Origin of the sequence: Alcaligenes sp. AB3 (genome assembly GCF_031844565.1) — a bacterium.
Taxonomy (GTDB): domain Bacteria; phylum Pseudomonadota; class Gammaproteobacteria; order Burkholderiales; family Burkholderiaceae_B; genus Alcaligenes; species Alcaligenes faecalis.
In genome coordinates this window covers 801,433-817,830 of record NZ_JAUZVM010000001.1, presented here as the reverse complement: position 1 = coordinate 817,830, position 16,398 = coordinate 801,433, and the positions used below count along the sequence as shown (strand labels likewise).

The 16,398-nt window shown below is 56.4% G+C and carries 16 protein-coding genes and 1 tRNA gene; 9 read left to right on the top strand and 8 right to left on the bottom strand.

Annotated features, from left to right (window positions below):
• Positions 1-54: 54 nt before the first annotated feature.
• The 4 genes from Q9R35_RS03840 to Q9R35_RS03825 form a co-directional block, all read right to left on the bottom strand.
• Positions 55-1,023: an ABC transporter substrate-binding protein gene (locus Q9R35_RS03840; RefSeq protein ID WP_009457081.1), complete on the bottom strand. Its 969-nt coding sequence runs from the start codon at positions 1,021-1,023 to the stop codon at positions 55-57.
• Between the two features lie 98 nt (positions 1,024-1,121).
• The gene (locus tag Q9R35_RS03835; RefSeq protein ID WP_311219360.1) at positions 1,122-1,883 is read right to left on the bottom strand and encodes a spermidine synthase; all 762 of its coding nucleotides are present in this window, start codon (positions 1,881-1,883) and stop codon (positions 1,122-1,124) included.
• A gap of 185 nt (positions 1,884-2,068) precedes the next feature.
• Positions 2,069-3,241, bottom strand: a complete 1,173-nt coding sequence (locus tag Q9R35_RS03830) for an acetyl-CoA C-acyltransferase (protein WP_311219359.1) — start codon at positions 3,239-3,241, stop codon at positions 2,069-2,071.
• 251 nt (positions 3,242-3,492) lie between these two features.
• Entirely contained in the window at positions 3,493-4,674 is a 1,182-nt protein-coding gene (locus tag Q9R35_RS03825; RefSeq protein WP_311219358.1) for an acetyl-CoA C-acyltransferase family protein, read from the bottom strand.
• Positions 4,675-4,866: 192 nt separating this feature from the next.
• Here Q9R35_RS03825 and Q9R35_RS03820 point away from each other — a divergent pair, with 192 nt between their 5' ends.
• Positions 4,867-5,328, top strand: coding sequence for a universal stress protein (locus Q9R35_RS03820; RefSeq protein WP_009457090.1), 462 nt, complete (start codon positions 4,867-4,869; stop codon positions 5,326-5,328).
• A 61-nt stretch (positions 5,329-5,389) separates the two neighbouring features.
• A complete protein-coding gene (locus Q9R35_RS03815; protein ID WP_063690418.1) occupies positions 5,390-6,175 on the top strand; it encodes an isocitrate lyase/phosphoenolpyruvate mutase family protein in 786 nt (261 codons plus the stop codon).
• A 69-nt stretch (positions 6,176-6,244) separates the two neighbouring features.
• On the opposite strand, the gene Q9R35_RS03810 is transcribed toward Q9R35_RS03815, so the two are convergent.
• Entirely contained in the window at positions 6,245-6,385 is a 141-nt protein-coding gene (locus tag Q9R35_RS03810; RefSeq protein ID WP_155274655.1) for a hypothetical protein, read from the bottom strand.
• A gap of 285 nt (positions 6,386-6,670) precedes the next feature.
• Here Q9R35_RS03810 and Q9R35_RS03805 point away from each other — a divergent pair, with 285 nt between their 5' ends.
• Positions 6,671-7,564, top strand: coding sequence for a LysR family transcriptional regulator (locus Q9R35_RS03805; RefSeq protein ID WP_063690420.1), 894 nt, complete (start codon positions 6,671-6,673; stop codon positions 7,562-7,564).
• 189 nt (positions 7,565-7,753) lie between these two features.
• Here the strand turns inward: Q9R35_RS03805 and Q9R35_RS03800 are convergent, their stop codons facing one another.
• Positions 7,754-10,021, bottom strand: coding sequence for an arginine/lysine/ornithine decarboxylase (locus tag Q9R35_RS03800; protein WP_042480898.1), 2,268 nt, complete (start codon positions 10,019-10,021; stop codon positions 7,754-7,756).
• A gap of 165 nt (positions 10,022-10,186) precedes the next feature.
• Here Q9R35_RS03800 and Q9R35_RS03795 point away from each other — a divergent pair.
• The 6 genes from Q9R35_RS03795 to Q9R35_RS03770 all read left to right on the top strand — a co-directional run bounded on the left by Q9R35_RS03795 (position 10,187) and on the right by Q9R35_RS03770 (position 15,174).
• Positions 10,187-10,260: transfer RNA gene (locus tag Q9R35_RS03795), tRNA-Cys, on the top strand.
• A gap of 564 nt (positions 10,261-10,824) precedes the next feature.
• On the top strand, positions 10,825-11,607 hold the full coding sequence (xth, locus tag Q9R35_RS03790; protein ID WP_311219357.1) for an exodeoxyribonuclease III: 783 nt from the start codon (positions 10,825-10,827) through the stop codon (positions 11,605-11,607).
• A 15-nt stretch (positions 11,608-11,622) separates the two neighbouring features.
• Positions 11,623-11,952, top strand: coding sequence for a hypothetical protein (locus tag Q9R35_RS03785; protein ID WP_026483320.1), 330 nt, complete (start codon positions 11,623-11,625; stop codon positions 11,950-11,952).
• A gap of 37 nt (positions 11,953-11,989) precedes the next feature.
• Positions 11,990-12,634, top strand: a complete 645-nt coding sequence (gene gmk / locus Q9R35_RS03780) for a guanylate kinase (protein ID WP_042480906.1) — start codon at positions 11,990-11,992, stop codon at positions 12,632-12,634.
• A 35-nt stretch (positions 12,635-12,669) separates the two neighbouring features.
• The gene (gene rpoZ / locus Q9R35_RS03775) at positions 12,670-12,873 is read left to right on the top strand and encodes a DNA-directed RNA polymerase subunit omega (RefSeq protein WP_003799665.1); all 204 of its coding nucleotides are present in this window, start codon (positions 12,670-12,672) and stop codon (positions 12,871-12,873) included.
• Positions 12,874-12,894: 21 nt separating this feature from the next.
• Entirely contained in the window at positions 12,895-15,174 is a 2,280-nt protein-coding gene (locus Q9R35_RS03770) for a bifunctional (p)ppGpp synthetase/guanosine-3',5'-bis(diphosphate) 3'-pyrophosphohydrolase (RefSeq protein ID WP_311219356.1), read from the top strand.
• Positions 15,175-15,351: 177 nt separating this feature from the next.
• On the opposite strand, the gene Q9R35_RS03765 is transcribed toward Q9R35_RS03770, so the two are convergent.
• Positions 15,352-15,696 (bottom strand): AzlD domain-containing protein, encoded by a 345-nt coding sequence (locus Q9R35_RS03765; protein WP_042480915.1) that lies wholly within the window; start codon positions 15,694-15,696, stop codon positions 15,352-15,354.
• Positions 15,697-15,705: 9 nt separating this feature from the next.
• On the bottom strand, positions 15,706-16,389 hold the full coding sequence (locus tag Q9R35_RS03760; RefSeq protein WP_311219355.1) for an AzlC family ABC transporter permease: 684 nt from the start codon (positions 16,387-16,389) through the stop codon (positions 15,706-15,708).
• Positions 16,390-16,398: the final 9 nt, after the last annotated feature.

The following is a 16,398-nucleotide window of genomic DNA, read 5'->3' as shown; positions in this document are numbered from 1 at the left end:
GAAACAGGCGGGCAGCTTGTGGCAACCCACCTGCAAGAAGCAGTCAGCTCAGGCTTATTCGACGATTTTTGTAGCGGACTTCACGAAGTCCTCGTTAAGCGACACGCCTTGGCGCTTGGCAGCGCCCGGATTGACATACAGTTCCAGATTGCTGCTGGTCTCGGAGGCCATATCGCCGGGTTTTTCGCCCTTCAGAATACGGATGACCTGTTGACCGGTTTGCAGACCCAGGTTGTAGTAGTTCACGCCCAAAGCCGCGATCGCACCACGGGCCACGCTGTCGGTGTCCGAAGCGATCAGAGGCACTTTGGCGTCCACGCCCACTTTAACCAAAGACTCGTAAGCCGACACCACGTTGTTGTCGGTATTGGTGTAGATCACATCGACCTTGCCCACCAGACTACGAGCGGCTGCACCCACGTCCACGGTACGAGGCGCGGTGGCTTCCACCAGCGTCATACCGTGCTTGGGCAGCAATTCTTTCATTTCCTTGACGACCACGGCGGAGTTGGCTTCACCGGGGTTGTAAACCATACCCACGCGCTTGGCATCGGGGACGACTTTCTTGATCAGGTCTACCTGGGCTTCCAGTGCCAGGGCATCGGACACACCCGTCACGTTGGTGCCGGACGGAGCCATGCTGGGCACCAGGTGCGCCACCACAGGGTCAGTCACTGCCGAATACACCACAGGAATGGTCTTGGTAGCCGAGACCACAGCCTGAGCCGAAGGAGTGGAGATAGCCACAATCACGTCAGCCTTGTCGCCAACGAACTTGCGCGCGATCTGGGCTGCAATCGCAGGGTTGCCCTGCGCGGTCTGAAACTGCCATTTGAAGCCCGAAGCTTCGTTGTAACCGGCATCGGTCAGTGCTTTGTGTACCCCATCCTTAATGGCGTCCAAGGCCGGATGTTCCACAATCGACGATACCGATACAGATTGCGCATGAACTGCAGCGCCCGACATCAATCCCACACAAGCCAAAGCGGCCGCCACCTGATGCACCGATCTGATCAGTTTCATCCAATACTCCTTAGATGCAAAAAAACGAAAATTTTAGGTGTTAAGTCTAACGCGAACAGCAGGACTTTGACCCTTCAGGTAATCCCTGCCCCGCCACTTTACTGGTCCTGCATCTGACGGCGGAACGACAGCAGCTCCCTGGCCCAACGTGTAGCCGGCAAACCATAATCGGCCTGCACCTGCTCGGCCCGACTCAGCAGCTCTCCGGCCGTCATCTCCAGCGTGCAGCCCTTGAAAGCCAGAACCACCTGATTGCCCTCGTCCATTTCGGGCAAGAGCAATACTTTGCCATTAAAGGCCTCACGAATGTTGTCAATATTATGTTTGAAGCTGGGATGGGCGCCAAAAAGATTGACGGTCATGATGCCTTCATCATCCAGAACCGCTCGGCAGTCCTGGTAGAACTCCAGGCTGTCACGCACCGGGCCCTCGGCCTGGGCATCATACAAGTCCACCATCAAGGCGCGATACTGGCTGTGCTGATCGCTGTCTTGCACCCAAACGCCGGCATCAGCCTGATCAATCAGGGAGCGCGGGCTGCGCGGCAGACGAAAAAAGGCATTGCACATGCCAATGACCGACGGGTTCCACTCTACCGTCTGCACCTGGCTGCTGGTCTGCTTCAAACAGAAGCGCAGCAAGGAACCCGCCCCCAGACCCAGAATAGCCAGCTTGTGCTCAGGTTTAGGATCCTCCATGAACAGCAGCCAGGCCATCATTTGCTGTGTGTAGGCCAAGACCAATTCAGCGGGCTTGCGAATACGCATGGCACCTTGAATCCACTCCGTTCCAAAGTGCAGATAACGGATCCCTTCGCTTTCCGACAACGTAGGACTATCGTCCCCCTGCTCACCAGCCATGAAAATCTTCCTTGCAAATCAGTCAGGCACCCCGGTTCAAACAGGTGCCAAGCGGCACCCCATCCAATCCTGAACCCGGATATCACCTGAAGACAGAGAAAACAGCGCCGGAAGGCGGCATTGCGCCACTTCCGGCGTTTTTTAGCAAGGCGCCATCATAACAGCGATCACTTGGTGAGAACGGCTCACTGACGTTCGATAATCATGGTCACTCCCTCGCTACCGCCATGACACATGGTCACCAGAGCATACCGGCCCTGGATGCGCTGCAACTCGTGCAAAGCCTTGACCACCAGTGCAGCCCCTGTCGCCCCCAAGGGATGGCCCATACTGATACTGCCGCCATTCGGGTTGACACGCTCCGGATCAAAATCCAGTTCCCGGGCAACGGCGCACACCTGCGCCGCAAACGCTTCATTGGACTCGATCACGTCAATATCAGCGACCGTCAGTCCTGCTCGCTTGAGCGCCAGGCGAGTCGACGGCACAGGCCCCATGCCCGCAAATTGTGGATCCACGCCCGCATGCGCCCATGAGCGCAGCTTGCCCATGGGCTTCAAACCCTGACGGTGTGCCTGCCCCTCTTCCATCATCAGCACCACTGCCGCCCCATCGGCCAAGCCCAGGATATTACCGGCCGTCACCGTTCCCCCGTCGCTCTGGAAAATAGGCTTCAAGTCGGCCTGCTGCTCCAGACTGCCATCCTGCCGAACACGCTCATCCTGCTCGAAGACGCTCCCATCGTGGGCCACCATAGTGACGATCTGCTCTTTAAAGTAGCCGTTTTCAATGGCACGAACCGCTCGACGGTGCGACTCCAGGGCCAGTTGATCCTGTTCACAACGAGACACACCGTACCTTCTGGCGACATTCTCCCCCGTCACCCCCACATGCTCCCCAGTCAAAGGGCTGATGAAAATTTCCGACAAAACATCGACCAAGGCCACATTGCCCATGCGGCTGCCCCAGCGCTGGCTTGTCGCCATATACGGCATTCGACTGGTGCTTTCCACACCGCCAGCCAAGGCCACGCTGGCCTCACCCAATGCAATCGCTTGCGCTGCCGAAATAATGGCCTGCAAGCCTGATGTACACAAACGGTTCACGCTCATGGCAACCGCCTCATGAGCCACTCCCGCTTTCATGGAGGCCGCCCGCGCCAAATAGATATCCTGGGGCTCAGTCAGCACCACCTGCCCCATCACCACCTGCTCCACTGCCAAGGCAGATACTCCGCTTCTGCCCAACACTTCTTGCATGACCGCAGCCCCCATCTCAACAGGTGGGACACTCCGTAAGGCGCCGCCGAAGTTGCCAAAAGCGGTACGACACGCCTGCACCAGGACGACTTCTTGCATACGAATCTCCTTTTAATCTGAGCAGAGAAAACAAGCGCTTCATGCCTAGCGACGAAAGCCACGCTTTATTTTTATAACAATTCGATGCTTTTGGCCGGATGCTTACGAGTCGCAACAAAAACAAATAATCAAGACCGCGTTTTCATAAGACTTACTTGTATATGCCGGGAAAAAAAACCGGAAGTGGTTTGACACCACTTCCGGCTTTCTTGCCCTCTAAACAAACGTTAGAGACGGCCTATCCGCAAGGCTCAAGGGCGCTCAAAAATAGCCGCAATCCCCTGCCCGCCACCAATACACATAGTGACCAGCGCGTAACGTCCTTGAACGCGCTGCAATTCATGCAAAGCCTTGACGGTAATGGCCGCGCCGGTCGCCCCGATGGGATGGCCCAGGCTGATGCCGCTACCGTTGGGGTTCACACGTGCCGGGTCCAGACCCAGTTCACGCACGACCGCGCAAGCCTGAGCGGCAAAAGCCTCATTGGACTCGATCACATCCAGATCCGACACGCTCAAACCAGCACGCTCCAACGCCAGACGGCTGGCCGGCACAGGACCAATACCCATAATGCTCGGGTCCACACCGGCATGTCCCCAGGACACCAGCTTGGCCAACGGCTTCAGACCCCGTTGACGCGCCTCTTCCGCGCACATCAGCAAGACTGCAGCAGCACCGTCATTCAGGCCAGAGGCGTTGCCCGCCGTCACGCTGCCACCTTCGGGTAGGAACACAGGTTTCAGGCCAGTAAAGTTCTCCATCGTGGCATCCAGACGGACGTGCTCGTCCTGATTAAACACGATCTCGCCCTTACGGCTTTTCTGGATGATGGGCACGATCTGCTCTTTAAAGTAGCCTTGCTCAATCGCACGACGGGCGCGCTGGTGCGATTCCAGTGCCAGCTCGTCCTGGTCGGCACGGGTCACGCCATATTGGCGCGCCACGTTTTCGGCTGTAATGCCCATATGAACACGATCGAAAGGATCAGTCAGCGCGCCAGTCATCATATCCATCATGACCGAGTCCCCCATGCGGGCACCCCAGCGATGAGCGCTGGACATATAAGGCGCACGGCTCATGCTTTCTGCGCCGCCCGCCAAAGCCACCTTGGCATCACCGACCAGAATGCCCTGCGCGGCCGACACAATGGCTTGCAGACCAGAACCGCACAAACGGTTCACGTTCATGGCCGGTGTTCCGTGCCCCACGCCCGCCTGCACCGAAGCCACACGCGACAAGTACATGTCGCGTGGCTCGGTTTGAATAACCTGCCCCATCACTACATGCTGAACGTCTGCCGCCGATACGCCACTTCTGTCCAGTACCGCGCGCAATACCGTGGCTCCCATTTCGATTGGCGACACATTCTTCAGTCCACCACCAAAATCACCAATCGCGGTACGGCATGCCTGGACTACAACCACTTCTTTCATATGAATCTCCCTCAATCCCAGTGGGATATGATGACCAGCATAAAAAAGCCAAGCTGACAAAAACGTCCACTCGAATATACACGGCTGCCATGGAAAACCATAAAGCAGACACAAAGACCGTAATTCGCAGTATGGTTTGATACCTTACCCACAAGACACGTTCTTGATAACCCTTTTATAGGATCCCCCCTCATGTACGAGCGTATCCTGGTATGCACCGACGGCTCAGAACTGTCCGCCCACGCTGTCACCCATGCCCTGAACCTGGCCAAGACCAGCGGCGCCAAATTGCTGGCCCTGCGCGTCATTCCGCGCTATCGCCAAAGCTACCTGGAGGGCGGCCCCATTATTGATCAGAAGCTCGACAGCCGTATCGAAGCCTCCTGGGTAGAACACGCGCAATCCGAATTGGCTGCCGTCAAGCAAGCTGGGAAAGACATTGGCGTTTCGGTCAAGGGCCTGGTGGTGAAATCGGAACTGGTAGCCGATGCCATTATTTCTACCGCTGAAAAACAGAAAGCTGACCTGATCGTCATGTCCTCGCATGGCCGCAAGGGCTACAAGCGCCTGCTTTTGGGCAGCGAAACACAGCACGTCCTGACCTACTCGGAAATCCCCGTACTGGTGATCCGCAAGAAAGCCAAGAAAAAATAAAACGTGGCCAGGCATCAAAACGCAAACTTCGGTTTGCGTTTTTTATTCTCGGGAGCTCCACATGACTATCAGCACACAGGAAAAACGTCGCCGTTTTCGAGCTTTGCATGAAAGCGGCCTACTGATTTTGCCCAACCCTTGGGATATAGGCGGGGCCAAGCGCCTTGAACGGCTGGGTGCCCAGGCGATTGCCAGCAGCAGCGCTGCGTTTGCCTGGTCAAACGGGCTGGAAGATTTTGAGGTGGGCCGGGATGCGCTACTGGCGCATTTACGAGAACTGGCCGCCAGCACGGATTTGCCACTGAATGCCGACTTTGAAAACGGCTTTGCCGACAAGCCGGAACAGGTCGCCGAAAACGTCCGCCTGGCTATTGACACCGGCATTGCAGGCTTGTCCATTGAGGATCGCCATGGGGACAAGCTGTACGAACTGGAGCTGGCCGTGGCCCGCATACAGGCTGCCAAACAAGCGATTCTCGACAGTGGCGAGGACGTGCTGTTAATAGGACGCAGCGAAGGCATGCTGATTGACGCACTGAACCTGGAACAAACCATCGCCCGGCTGCAAGCCTTTGCCCAGGCCGGTGCCGATGTGGTTTACGCCCCCGGCGTGCGTGAACTGGACGATATTGCCCACCTTGTCCAGGCTCTGGCACCTACGCCCGTGAATGTGCTGCTGATTCATCCGGGACTGAACGTACCTGATTTGGCCGCCATTGGCGTGCGCCGTGTCAGCACAGGCTCACAACTGGCGCTGGCCACCTGGAACCGCTTTGAAGAGGCCAGCCTGCAGCTGCTGGAGCAAGGACATCTGCCCCCGACCCAAGCCCATCGCCGCTGGTCTTGATGCAAAACGAACAGGCATAAAAAAAGCGCAAGCAACATGGCTTGCGCTTTTTACACCTACAGTCAGAACTTAGTTGTCCTGAGCCTGGTCGCTGGACGCGTCCACTTTGGCTTCCTGATCGGTTTCCACAACAGCTTTCTTGGGAGCCACCCAATTCAGGGGCTCAACCTCAAAGACTTGTTTACGACGTACTGGTTTCGATTTGCTCACGAATAACTCCTGCTCAATATCGCCAGGGGGCACTGCCCTTAGCGCCCCGATTTCTTTATTATATCAATGATTAGACCACAAATCAATTTCCTCCATAATATGCAGACATTATGGGAGCAAATTAAGCGACGTTAGAACAAAATAAAGAAAATCTGAAACGGCGTTTTTCATAGACAATTCAGATCCCAATAACCAATCCAAATCTTTCACCCGCCCGACGAATTCAAGCCCCCTTTTAAAACTGACTTTTTACAAGTTTCAGCACAACAATAAAGAGACAATGGCATGCACGATTTCCGCCCTACCGACAATCTGGATCGTTCATTGCGCTGCTTTCTGCGTATCGCTCAACTGGGCTCTGTCAGCAAAGCAGCGGATGACTTGGGACAAAGCCAATCCAGCCTGAGCAAACAATTAAGCGCGCTGGAACACACTCTGGGCCAGACCCTATTTACGCGTACCGGCCGTGGGGTCAGCCTGAATGACGCTGGCGAACTGCTACGCCAGTCCATAGAGCCCGCTTATAGCCGCATTGACAGTGCCATCCGTGCTGTACGTCAGGATCACGGCGTCAATTCAGGCACGGTAAGGCTCGCCACCGTACACACCTTGAGCTACTACTTCATGTCCGATGTAGCCGCCTCTTTCATGGGCTCTCATCCCGGCGTGAATTTGTCCTTGCTAGGACGCAGCTCGCCCGAGGTGGTCGCATTGGTGGAAAGTGGCAAGGCCGATGTGGGTTTTGTGTACGACTCGGCGGTCGACTGTGGCGGGCTGGTCTCGCACACTTTGTTTGATGACCAAATGTGCCGCATCTCCGCGCGACAGGAGCTTGCTCCCGACGCTGACTTGAGCCACCAGGCCTTGCGCCTGATCGGCTTTCCGCCCCACTACGCCCTGCGCCGCATGATTCACAGCAGCGGCCTGCATCCGGAATTTGTGGCGGAAGTTGAAACCATAGATGCCATGTTACGGCTGGTGGCTTCAGGATTGGGGGACTGTATCTTGCCCAGCCGTATCCCCGACAGCTTGTTGCAGGAGCACAATCTGTATAAGTACCCGATCGAGCAACCTGCCCTGCAACGCCGGGTTGTGGCGATCTTGCGGGCAGACCGGGATCCTCAAGCCCTGACTTCGCGGCTGCTGGAATGTGCTTTACACACGGCTCAAAGCCTGTAGCGAAACGCTGCAACAAGAACGTGTCACAAGCGTTCGTCGCAAATAAGCGGCCCATAAAAAACGGGCCTGATGAAAGACACTTCACGTCTGGAAATTTTCCAGAACCCTGAAGCTCCATCACCAGGCCGCTTGCTTTCCTGCTCTATCCCAAGGCCGACTCCCTGCCCCGGCCTTGGATAGCAAACTGCTTTACTGTGCCACGCAGTCCACGTAGTAACGCTTCTGACCGGAGGCATCCACCTCTTCCACAAAACCGTGGATATCCGTACCAAAGCCAGGACACTGGCGATGCAGTTCACGCGAGAACTTCAGGAAATCCACAATCGTCTTGTTAAAGGCTTCGCCAGGAATCAAGAGCGGAATACCGGGAGGGTAAGGCGTGATCAGATTGGTCGTCACGCGACCTTCCAGTTGGTCAATCTCCACCCGTTCCGTACGACGCTGCGCAATGCAGGCAAAAGCATCAGCCGGACGCATGACAGGCACCACATCCGACAGGTACATATCGGTCATCAGGCGGGCAATGTCGTGCTTGGCGTACAGCTGGTGCACGTGCTGGCACAAATCCCGCAAGCCCATTTCCTCGTAGCAAGGATACTGACGCGCAAACTGCGGCAGAACACGCCAGACGGGCAGGTTGCGGTCGTAATCGTCCTTGAACTGCTGCAGCGCCGTCACCAGGGAGTTCCAGCGGCCTTTGGTAATGCCGATAGTAAACATGATGAAGAAGCTGTACAGACCAATCTTCTCCACAATCACGCCACGCTGCGCCAGGAACTTGGTCACGATGGAAGCCGGAATCCCGGTTTCACCAAACGTGCCCTTCAGATCCAGACCGGGAGTGACAATGGTCGCCTTGATCGGATCCAGCATATTGAAACCATCCGCCAGCGGGCCAAAGCCGTGCCACTCGCTGTGTTCAACATCGTCCGTAATAATCCAGTCTTCCGGCTTGCCCACACCGTCTTCTGCCAGGGTGGGCGGGCCCCAGACCTTGAACCACCAGTCGTCCTCGTCAAACTGCGACTCGACCTTGCGCATGGCGCGGCGAAAGTCCAGCGCTTCAATAATGCTTTCTTCAACCAGCACACGGCCACCGGGTGGCTCCATCATGGCAGCGGCCACATCGCAGGACGCGATAATCGCGTACTGCGGGCTGGTACTGGTGTGCATCAGATAGGCTTCATTGAACAAATGACGGTCCAGGCTGCGTGTTACCGAGTCCTGCGCCAGCACGTGGCTGGCCTGGCTCAAGCCAGCCAGCAGCTTGTGCGTGGACTGGGTGGAGAACACCATGGTTTCTTGTGGACGCGGACGGTTCTTGCCCATGGCATGGAACTGACCGTAGAACGGGTGGAAAGCGGCGTGCGGAATCCAGGCCTCGTCAAAATGCAGCACTTCCACATACCCGTCCACGGCGTTCTTGATCACCTGGGTGTCGTAAATAATGCCGTCATAAGTGGACTGAGTCAGCGTCAGCACGCGTGGCTTGACCGTATCGGCGTCCAGATGCGAGAGCAAGGGGTGCTTGCGGATCTTCTCACGAATGGTTTCGACATCAAATTCGCTGCGTGCAATCGGGCCAATAATCCCGAAGTGGTTGCGCGTAGGACGCAGGAACACGGGAATGGCACCGGTCATCACGATGCTGTGCAGGATGGATTTGTGGCAGTTGCGATCCACGACCACCACATCGCCCGGAGCCACAGCGTGATGCCAGACAATCTTGTTGCTGGTGCTGGTGCCGTTGGTCACGAAAAAGCAGTGGTCAGCATTGAAAATACGCGCAGCATTGCGTTCGCTGGCGCCAATGGCCCCGTTGTGATCCAGTAGCTGGCCCAGCTCTTCGACGGCATTACACACGTCGGCACGCAGCATGTTCTCACCAAAGAACTGGTGGAAGATCTGCCCGACCGGGCTTTTCAGAAAGGCTACGCCGCCGGAGTGGCCCGGACAGTGCCAGGAATATGAACCGTCCTCGGCGTAATCGAGCAAGGCTTTCAAAAACGGTGGCTTGACGCCTTCCACGTAGCTGCGCGCTTCACGCACGATGTGACGCGCCACGAACTCGGGCGTGTCCTCGAACATGTGAATGACGCCTTGCAGCTCGCGCAAGATATCGTTTGGCATATGACGAGCCGTTTTGGTCTCGCCATACACATAAATAGGTACATCGGTATTGCGACGACGCACAGCCCGAATAAAGGCACGCAGATTCACCAGCGCCGGGGCACTGTCTCCATCTTGCGTGAACTCCTCATCATCGATGGACAAAATAAACGCGCTGGCACGACTTTGCTGCTGGGCAAATTGACTCAGATCGCCATAACTGGTGGTTCCCAACACCTCGAAGCCTTCGGCCTCGATCGCATCTGCTAATACACGAATGCTCAGACCAGACGCATTTTCAGAACGAAAATCCTCATCGATGATCACAATGGGGAATTGATATTGCATGCCATGTCCTTAATACAAGGGAGTGCCGCAGGGGCGGCAAAAAAAGGGAGGGACGTCAGTCGCTTTTGCGCAGCAGATCGTACCGTGTTTCACGTCCCGTCATGTGACACTTGCTTTTCCCTACGTCCTTGGGCATAATTCTACATGTCCCAGGACAAAACAAAAGGCGTGGTGACAGATTGGCTATGTGACGGACTGCAAATCCGTTCAGGTTGGTTCGATTCCAGCACACGCCTCCATCTTGCTTGCATTCAAGACAGACAAAACTGGCTTTCTTTCCGGTTTTGATCACACAGAAAAAGTCGCCATTACGGCGATTTTTTTATTCCCTTTTCCTGCATATCAAATCCTTGTACTACGCGCTGTGGCCAAGCCCTTTCATCGGTTTTGGCCCACCGTTCCAACTTGGCCTGCAATTTAACACAAGCAGGCACGTGATCTGCGCAAAAAACCCTCTTTTTCGTGCCCTAAAAACATCAATCTGCCCCAAGCGCGCTTTGGGTCTTGCCGCCTGACTTTGCGGCTGTTACATGCAGATGGTTTGAGGACAAATTTATTGTCTGAAAATGTCTGTTTTTCACTACGACCTAGAACAAAGCCCCGGCTCATCGGCCATTTTCATCCTGTCGGTGGCGCTGGCTTTAAAACCAGTCCCTGGCTAGCGCTGATATGATGGCGACATTCGCGCACGCTAAGCGCCATCCTGCCCGTTTCCAACACGCTGATGGCCGCCTCTGCACTACTTTTATCGACAAAGCCCTGTACAAGCGGCTTTCTCTGATTTACCGAGATTGTCTGACACCATGAAACTCACCACCTGGAACGTGAACTCTCTGAACGTCCGTCTTCCCCAAGTTCTGGACTGGCTCAAGGCCAACCCCGTAGACGTACTGTGTCTGCAAGAGCTCAAACTGCCCGACGAGCGTTTTCCCTTGGAGGCTTTTCAGGAAATGGGTTATCACGCTCACTGGGCGGGTCAGAAAACCTATAACGGCGTGGCCCTGATTTCGCGTGAGCCTGGTGCGGATGTGCAACGCAATCTACCCAACTACGAAGACCCACAGCAGCGTTTGCTGGCCGCCACTTACCCCTCGCCTGACGGCCCGGTGCGTGTGATCTGTGCCTACTGCCCCAACGGGCAATCGCTGGAAAGCGAAAAGTACACCTACAAGCTGGAATGGTTTGCTGCCTTGCACGACTGGCTGGAAAAAGAATTGCAGCAGTATCCCCGTCTGGCCATTCTGGGCGACTATAATATTGCCCCAGCCGACCAGGACGTTTACGACCCGGTCAAGTGGGGAGTCGATGTTCTGGTATCTCCGCCCGAGCGCGTCGCGTTCGAGCGTTTGCTGGCACTGGGCCTGCACGATGCCTACCGCCTGTTTGAGCAAAGCGGCAGCCCCTTTACCTGGTGGGACTATCGTCGTTTTGCCTTCCGCCGCGATGCCGGGCTGCGTATTGACCACGCCCTGCTGTCCGACGCGCTCAAGGCCCGTTGCGCGGCCTGCGATATTGACCGCGAACCGCGCGCCAATGAACAGCCCTCGGATCACGCACCCGTTACCGCTACCTTGTCTTTTAGCTGACACACTCATTTCATTATGCAAATTCAAAGCCAAATCATCGAGCAGACTGACTCGGCCTATGTGCTTGAGATCACCTTGGAAGAGGAGCACAAGGTCTGGGCCTATCTGGCCATCAGCGAGCCTGATCTGGATGCGGTCGCCCATATTGTTCCGCCCGAGCAATTCGAAGCCGGTGGCGATGTGCACGTGATGGCCATTGCCCAGCCCGAAGATGCCCCGCAGGAAGTGGAGGACGTTCTGTTCTCCATGAACCCCAATGACACGGTGGTCTTTCTGTGCGCGGACCAGGCCAGCGTCATGGCCGTCTTGAATGAGTTTGGGCAAAACGACCCAAGCAGCAATTAATTCTTTTATAAAAATCTACTTCTAGAGTCTGCTCTCCATGTCCACGAGCTATCCTGGCACCGTTTTTATGGTTGTCGCCCCCAGCGGGGCGGGCAAATCCAGTCTGGTCAACGCCCTCCTGGCCAACGATTCCAACATCATGCTGTCCATCTCGGCCACCACACGCGCCCCCCGTCCCGGCGAGAGCGACGGCGAGCACTACTTCTTTGTGGACAAGGCCCGTTTTGAAAAAATGGTCGCAGAAAACGCGATGCTGGAATGGGCCAAGGTACATGACAACTACTACGGCACGCCCCGCGAACCCATTCAGAAAGCACTGAACGCAGGCCGCGATGTGCTGCTGGAAATCGACTGGCAAGGCGCCCGTCTGGCCCGCGAACATTTCCCCGAAGCCGTAGGCATTTTCATTCTGCCGCCCTCCTTGCCCACCTTGCAGGCGCGTTTGCGCAAACGCGGACAGGACAGCGAAGAGATCATTGCCCGCCGCGTCGAGGCTGCCGAGCACGAAATCGCCCATGTTCATGACTGTCAATATGCTATTATCAATGAGGATTTTGATACGGCATTACAGCAGCTATTGAGTATTGTGCAGGCCAGTCGTTTGCGCACTGCCACTCAGTCAGTACGGCATCGCCAACTCTTTCAACAATTAGGCGCAGATGCCCTGCTGAATCAGGGCTGATCTCCTTCTTATTTCTTTTTGATAACAGGTCTACTATGGCTCGCATCACTATCGAGGACTGCCTGGAGCAGGTCCCCAATCGCTTTAAGCTCACCTTGGCAGCCGCCTACCGTGCGCGCGAACTGGCTCAAGGCCACGAACCACGCCTGGAAAGCAAGAACAAGCCTACGGTTACCGCCCTGCGAGAAATCGCCTCCGGCGCGACCGGTCTGGAAATGCTGCGCAAAGTTCCTACCTGATAGGCACAAGCGGAGCACGGTATGGCATTTTCAGGTTTACGAGGCGCATCGTCTGGGCTGTTGGCCGTCCTTAAAAAAGGTTCACGGCTAGGTCGTCGCAAGCCTAAGGAAAAGAACGTCCCGGCGCTGGCACAAGCCGCTCAGGAAAGTGCCAACCCACCTATTGCCTCGCTGGCTCCGCTCACCAAGATCATCTCGCAGTACCTGGACCCGAAAGATGTAGAACGGGTACGGGAGGCCTATCGTTTCTCCGATCAGGCCCACCTGGGGCAGTTTCGCGCCAGTGGCGAACCCTATATCTCGCACCCCATTGCCGTCACGGAAATCTGTGCGGGCTGGAAGCTGGATACCGATGCCTTGATGTCGGCCCTGCTGCATGACGTGATCGAAGATCAGGACGTCACCAAACAGGAACTGGCTGAAAAATTCGGTACCGATGTGGCCGAGATTGTGGATGGTTTGTCCAAGCTGGAGCGCCTGGAATTTGCCACCAAGACGCAGCAACAGGCCGACAGCTTTCGCAAGATGCTGCTGGCCATGTCGCGTGACGTGCGCGTCATCCTGATCAAGCTGGCTGACCGCTTGCACAATATGCGCACGCTGGACGCCGTTAAGCCGGAAAAGCGCCGCCGCGTGGCCCAGGAAACCCTGGATATTTACGCGCCGATTGCACATCGCCTGGGTTTGAACGCCCTGTTCCGCGAGCTTCAGGACCGCTGCTTCAAGGCCATCTACCCCAATCGCTACAAGGTACTGCACAAGGCCTTGCTGGCGGCTCGTGGCAACCGCCGTGAAGTGCTGGGCAAGATCACCGAAGCCGTCAAGATCGCCCTGCCTGCTGCCGGGATTGATGCTGAAATCTCCGGCCGCGAAAAGTCGCTCTACAGCATTTTCTGCAAGATGGTCGAGCAGAAGAAGTCCTTCTCGGACGTACTGGATATTTACGGCTTTCGCATCATTGTGCACACCCTGCCCGAATGCTATTTGTCCTTAGGTACGCTGCACCAGCTGTATCGCCCCGTACCGGGCAAATTCAAGGACTATATTGCCATCCCTAAAGTGAATGGCTACCAGTCCCTGCACACCACCTTGATTGGCCCCTACGGCACCCCCGTCGAGTTCCAGTTCCGCACCCGCGAAATGGACCACGTGGCCGAAGAAGGCGTGGCCTCTCATTGGCTGTACAAAGAAGACGACGTCACCCTGAACGACCTGCAAAAGCGCACACACCGCTGGTTGCAATCCCTGCTGGATATTCAAAGCCAGACGGGTGACTCCACAGAATTCCTGGAGCATGTCAAAGTTGACCTGTTCCCCGATGCGGTTTACGTCCATACGCCCAAAGGCAAGATTATTTCTCTGCCACGTGGTGCGACTCCGGTGGACTTTGCCTACAGCATCCATACCGACATCGGCAATCACGCTGTTGCCTCCAAGATCAATGGCGAGTTTGCCCCGCTGCGCACCGAGCTGAAAAGCGGTGACTCGGTGGAGATCATTACCTCCCCTGCCGCCCGCCCAAGCGCGCAGTGGCTGAACTATGTCCGTTCCGGCCGTGCCCGTTCGGAAATCCGTCACTACCTGCGCACCGTTAAATACGAAGAGTCCGTGGCCTTTGGCCGCCGCCTGCTGGATCAAGCCTTTGATCAGTTGGGCCTGCCACATGCAACGGACCAGGATCCAAACTGGGACAAGCTAGCCAAAGGCTCGGGTGCGGCTTCCCGCGAAGAAATTCTAGCCGATATCGGCTTGGGCAAACGCCTGGCAGCTGTTGTAGCCCGCCGTTTTGCTCCAGAAAACCCCCTGCTGGAAACCACTGCAGCCGAATTTGACGAGATCAATGCCAACACCTCGGCACCGATTCTGATTCACGGTAACGAAGGTCAGGCTGTACAGCTAGCACCGTGCTGTGGCCCCCTGCCCGGTGACGCCATTATTGGTGGTATTCGTCTGGGTCACGGTTTGGTCGTTCATATGGCTGAGTGTGCGGTGGCACAACGCGCCCAGGCCAAAGAGCCTGAGCGTTGGGTTCCTGTCATGTGGGACAGCAATACCGCCCGCCACCTGTCCACCCGTCTGGATGTGACTGCGATCAACGAGCGCGGTGTTCTGGGCCGTCTGGCCGCTGAAATTACCGATGCCGACTCCAACATCCTGCATATCTCCATGCCGGACGAATCGGCTGCGACCTCGGTGCTGCACTTGACCGTTCAGGTTGATAGCCGTACCCACTTGGCGCGCGTGATTCGCTCTATCCGTCACGTACCGCAGGTTCAGAAGATTGTCCGTGTGAAGGGCTAAGTCCATCACGGACAAAGCCTCAGCCATGAAAAATGCCTGCTCTACAGCAGGCGTTTTTTTAGACCTCATTCGTGCTCACTGCGCCCTATGCCGGGGTCTCGCATACAAGCTGTAATAGCCCCCCACCCGGCTCATGACACCGGATCTCACAGAAGCAGGAACAGGGAGACAAGCGACTTACACACCCACGTAAGCCACGCACAGGCCGTAGGCCAGCACGCCAGTCAATGTTGACCCCGCGATGCCACCTGGCCAGCGACGGCCCAGCAGCACCCCTGCCAGACCCGCCAGCAAAGGCGGCAAGTCCAGAGACATATGCTCAGGGCGCAACAAGGAGATCAGGGACACGACCAGCAAGGACACCACACCTGCCGGGCCAATGGCCCCAAACAGGCGTGGCCAGATCGAAACGCGGCTGGGGTCCGCCTTGCCCTGTCGTCCACCCAAACGCAAAGGCAGGTAACGAATCAAAAATGTGCCTACACCCGCCAGCACAATCATGAGCAGAAAACTCCAATCCATCTCTACTCCTTAAGCGCGGCGCAAGGCCATCAAACCACCGGCTAGCATGCCGACAATAATCGCCAGATATGATGGCAAGAAAGCCATGGCCAGCACAGCCCCTACCGCGGCAGCCACCAACACCGGCAAAGGTGCAGATTGGCGGATTTCCAGCAGCAAGGCAAAGAACAAGGCGGGCAAGACAAAGCCCAGCGTCTTTTCCAGCACGGGGGATTGACCCAGCAAATCACTGGCGAAGAAGGCCCCTACGGCAGTGCCCAGCACCCATGACAGGTAAGAACCCAGCTGCAGGCCGCAGTACCAGGACTCCTGCTCCTGGGCCGGTTGGCGGGCTACTCCGGCTGCGGAAGCGGCAAAGACCTCATCGGTCAGGCCAGGAGCCATGAACAGACTGGAGACAGTTCTGGGAGCGGTAAAAAAGCCCATCAAGGTTGGGCCATAGAACACGTGGCGCAGGTTCATGAGCAGCACAATACCCAAAATGCTGGGATAGGCGGCACCTGCAACCAGCAGACTGATCAAAATGAACTGACTGGCTCCCGCGTACACAATCAGGGACACCATGACTGCCAGCCAGGGCGACAAGCCTGCGTGCACAGCTGTCAAGCCAAAGGAAATCGCGACGGGGACATAGCCCAGGGCGATAGAGGCGCTGTCTCGCAAGCCCCGTCGATATGCCGAACCGATGATCATGAAAAACCT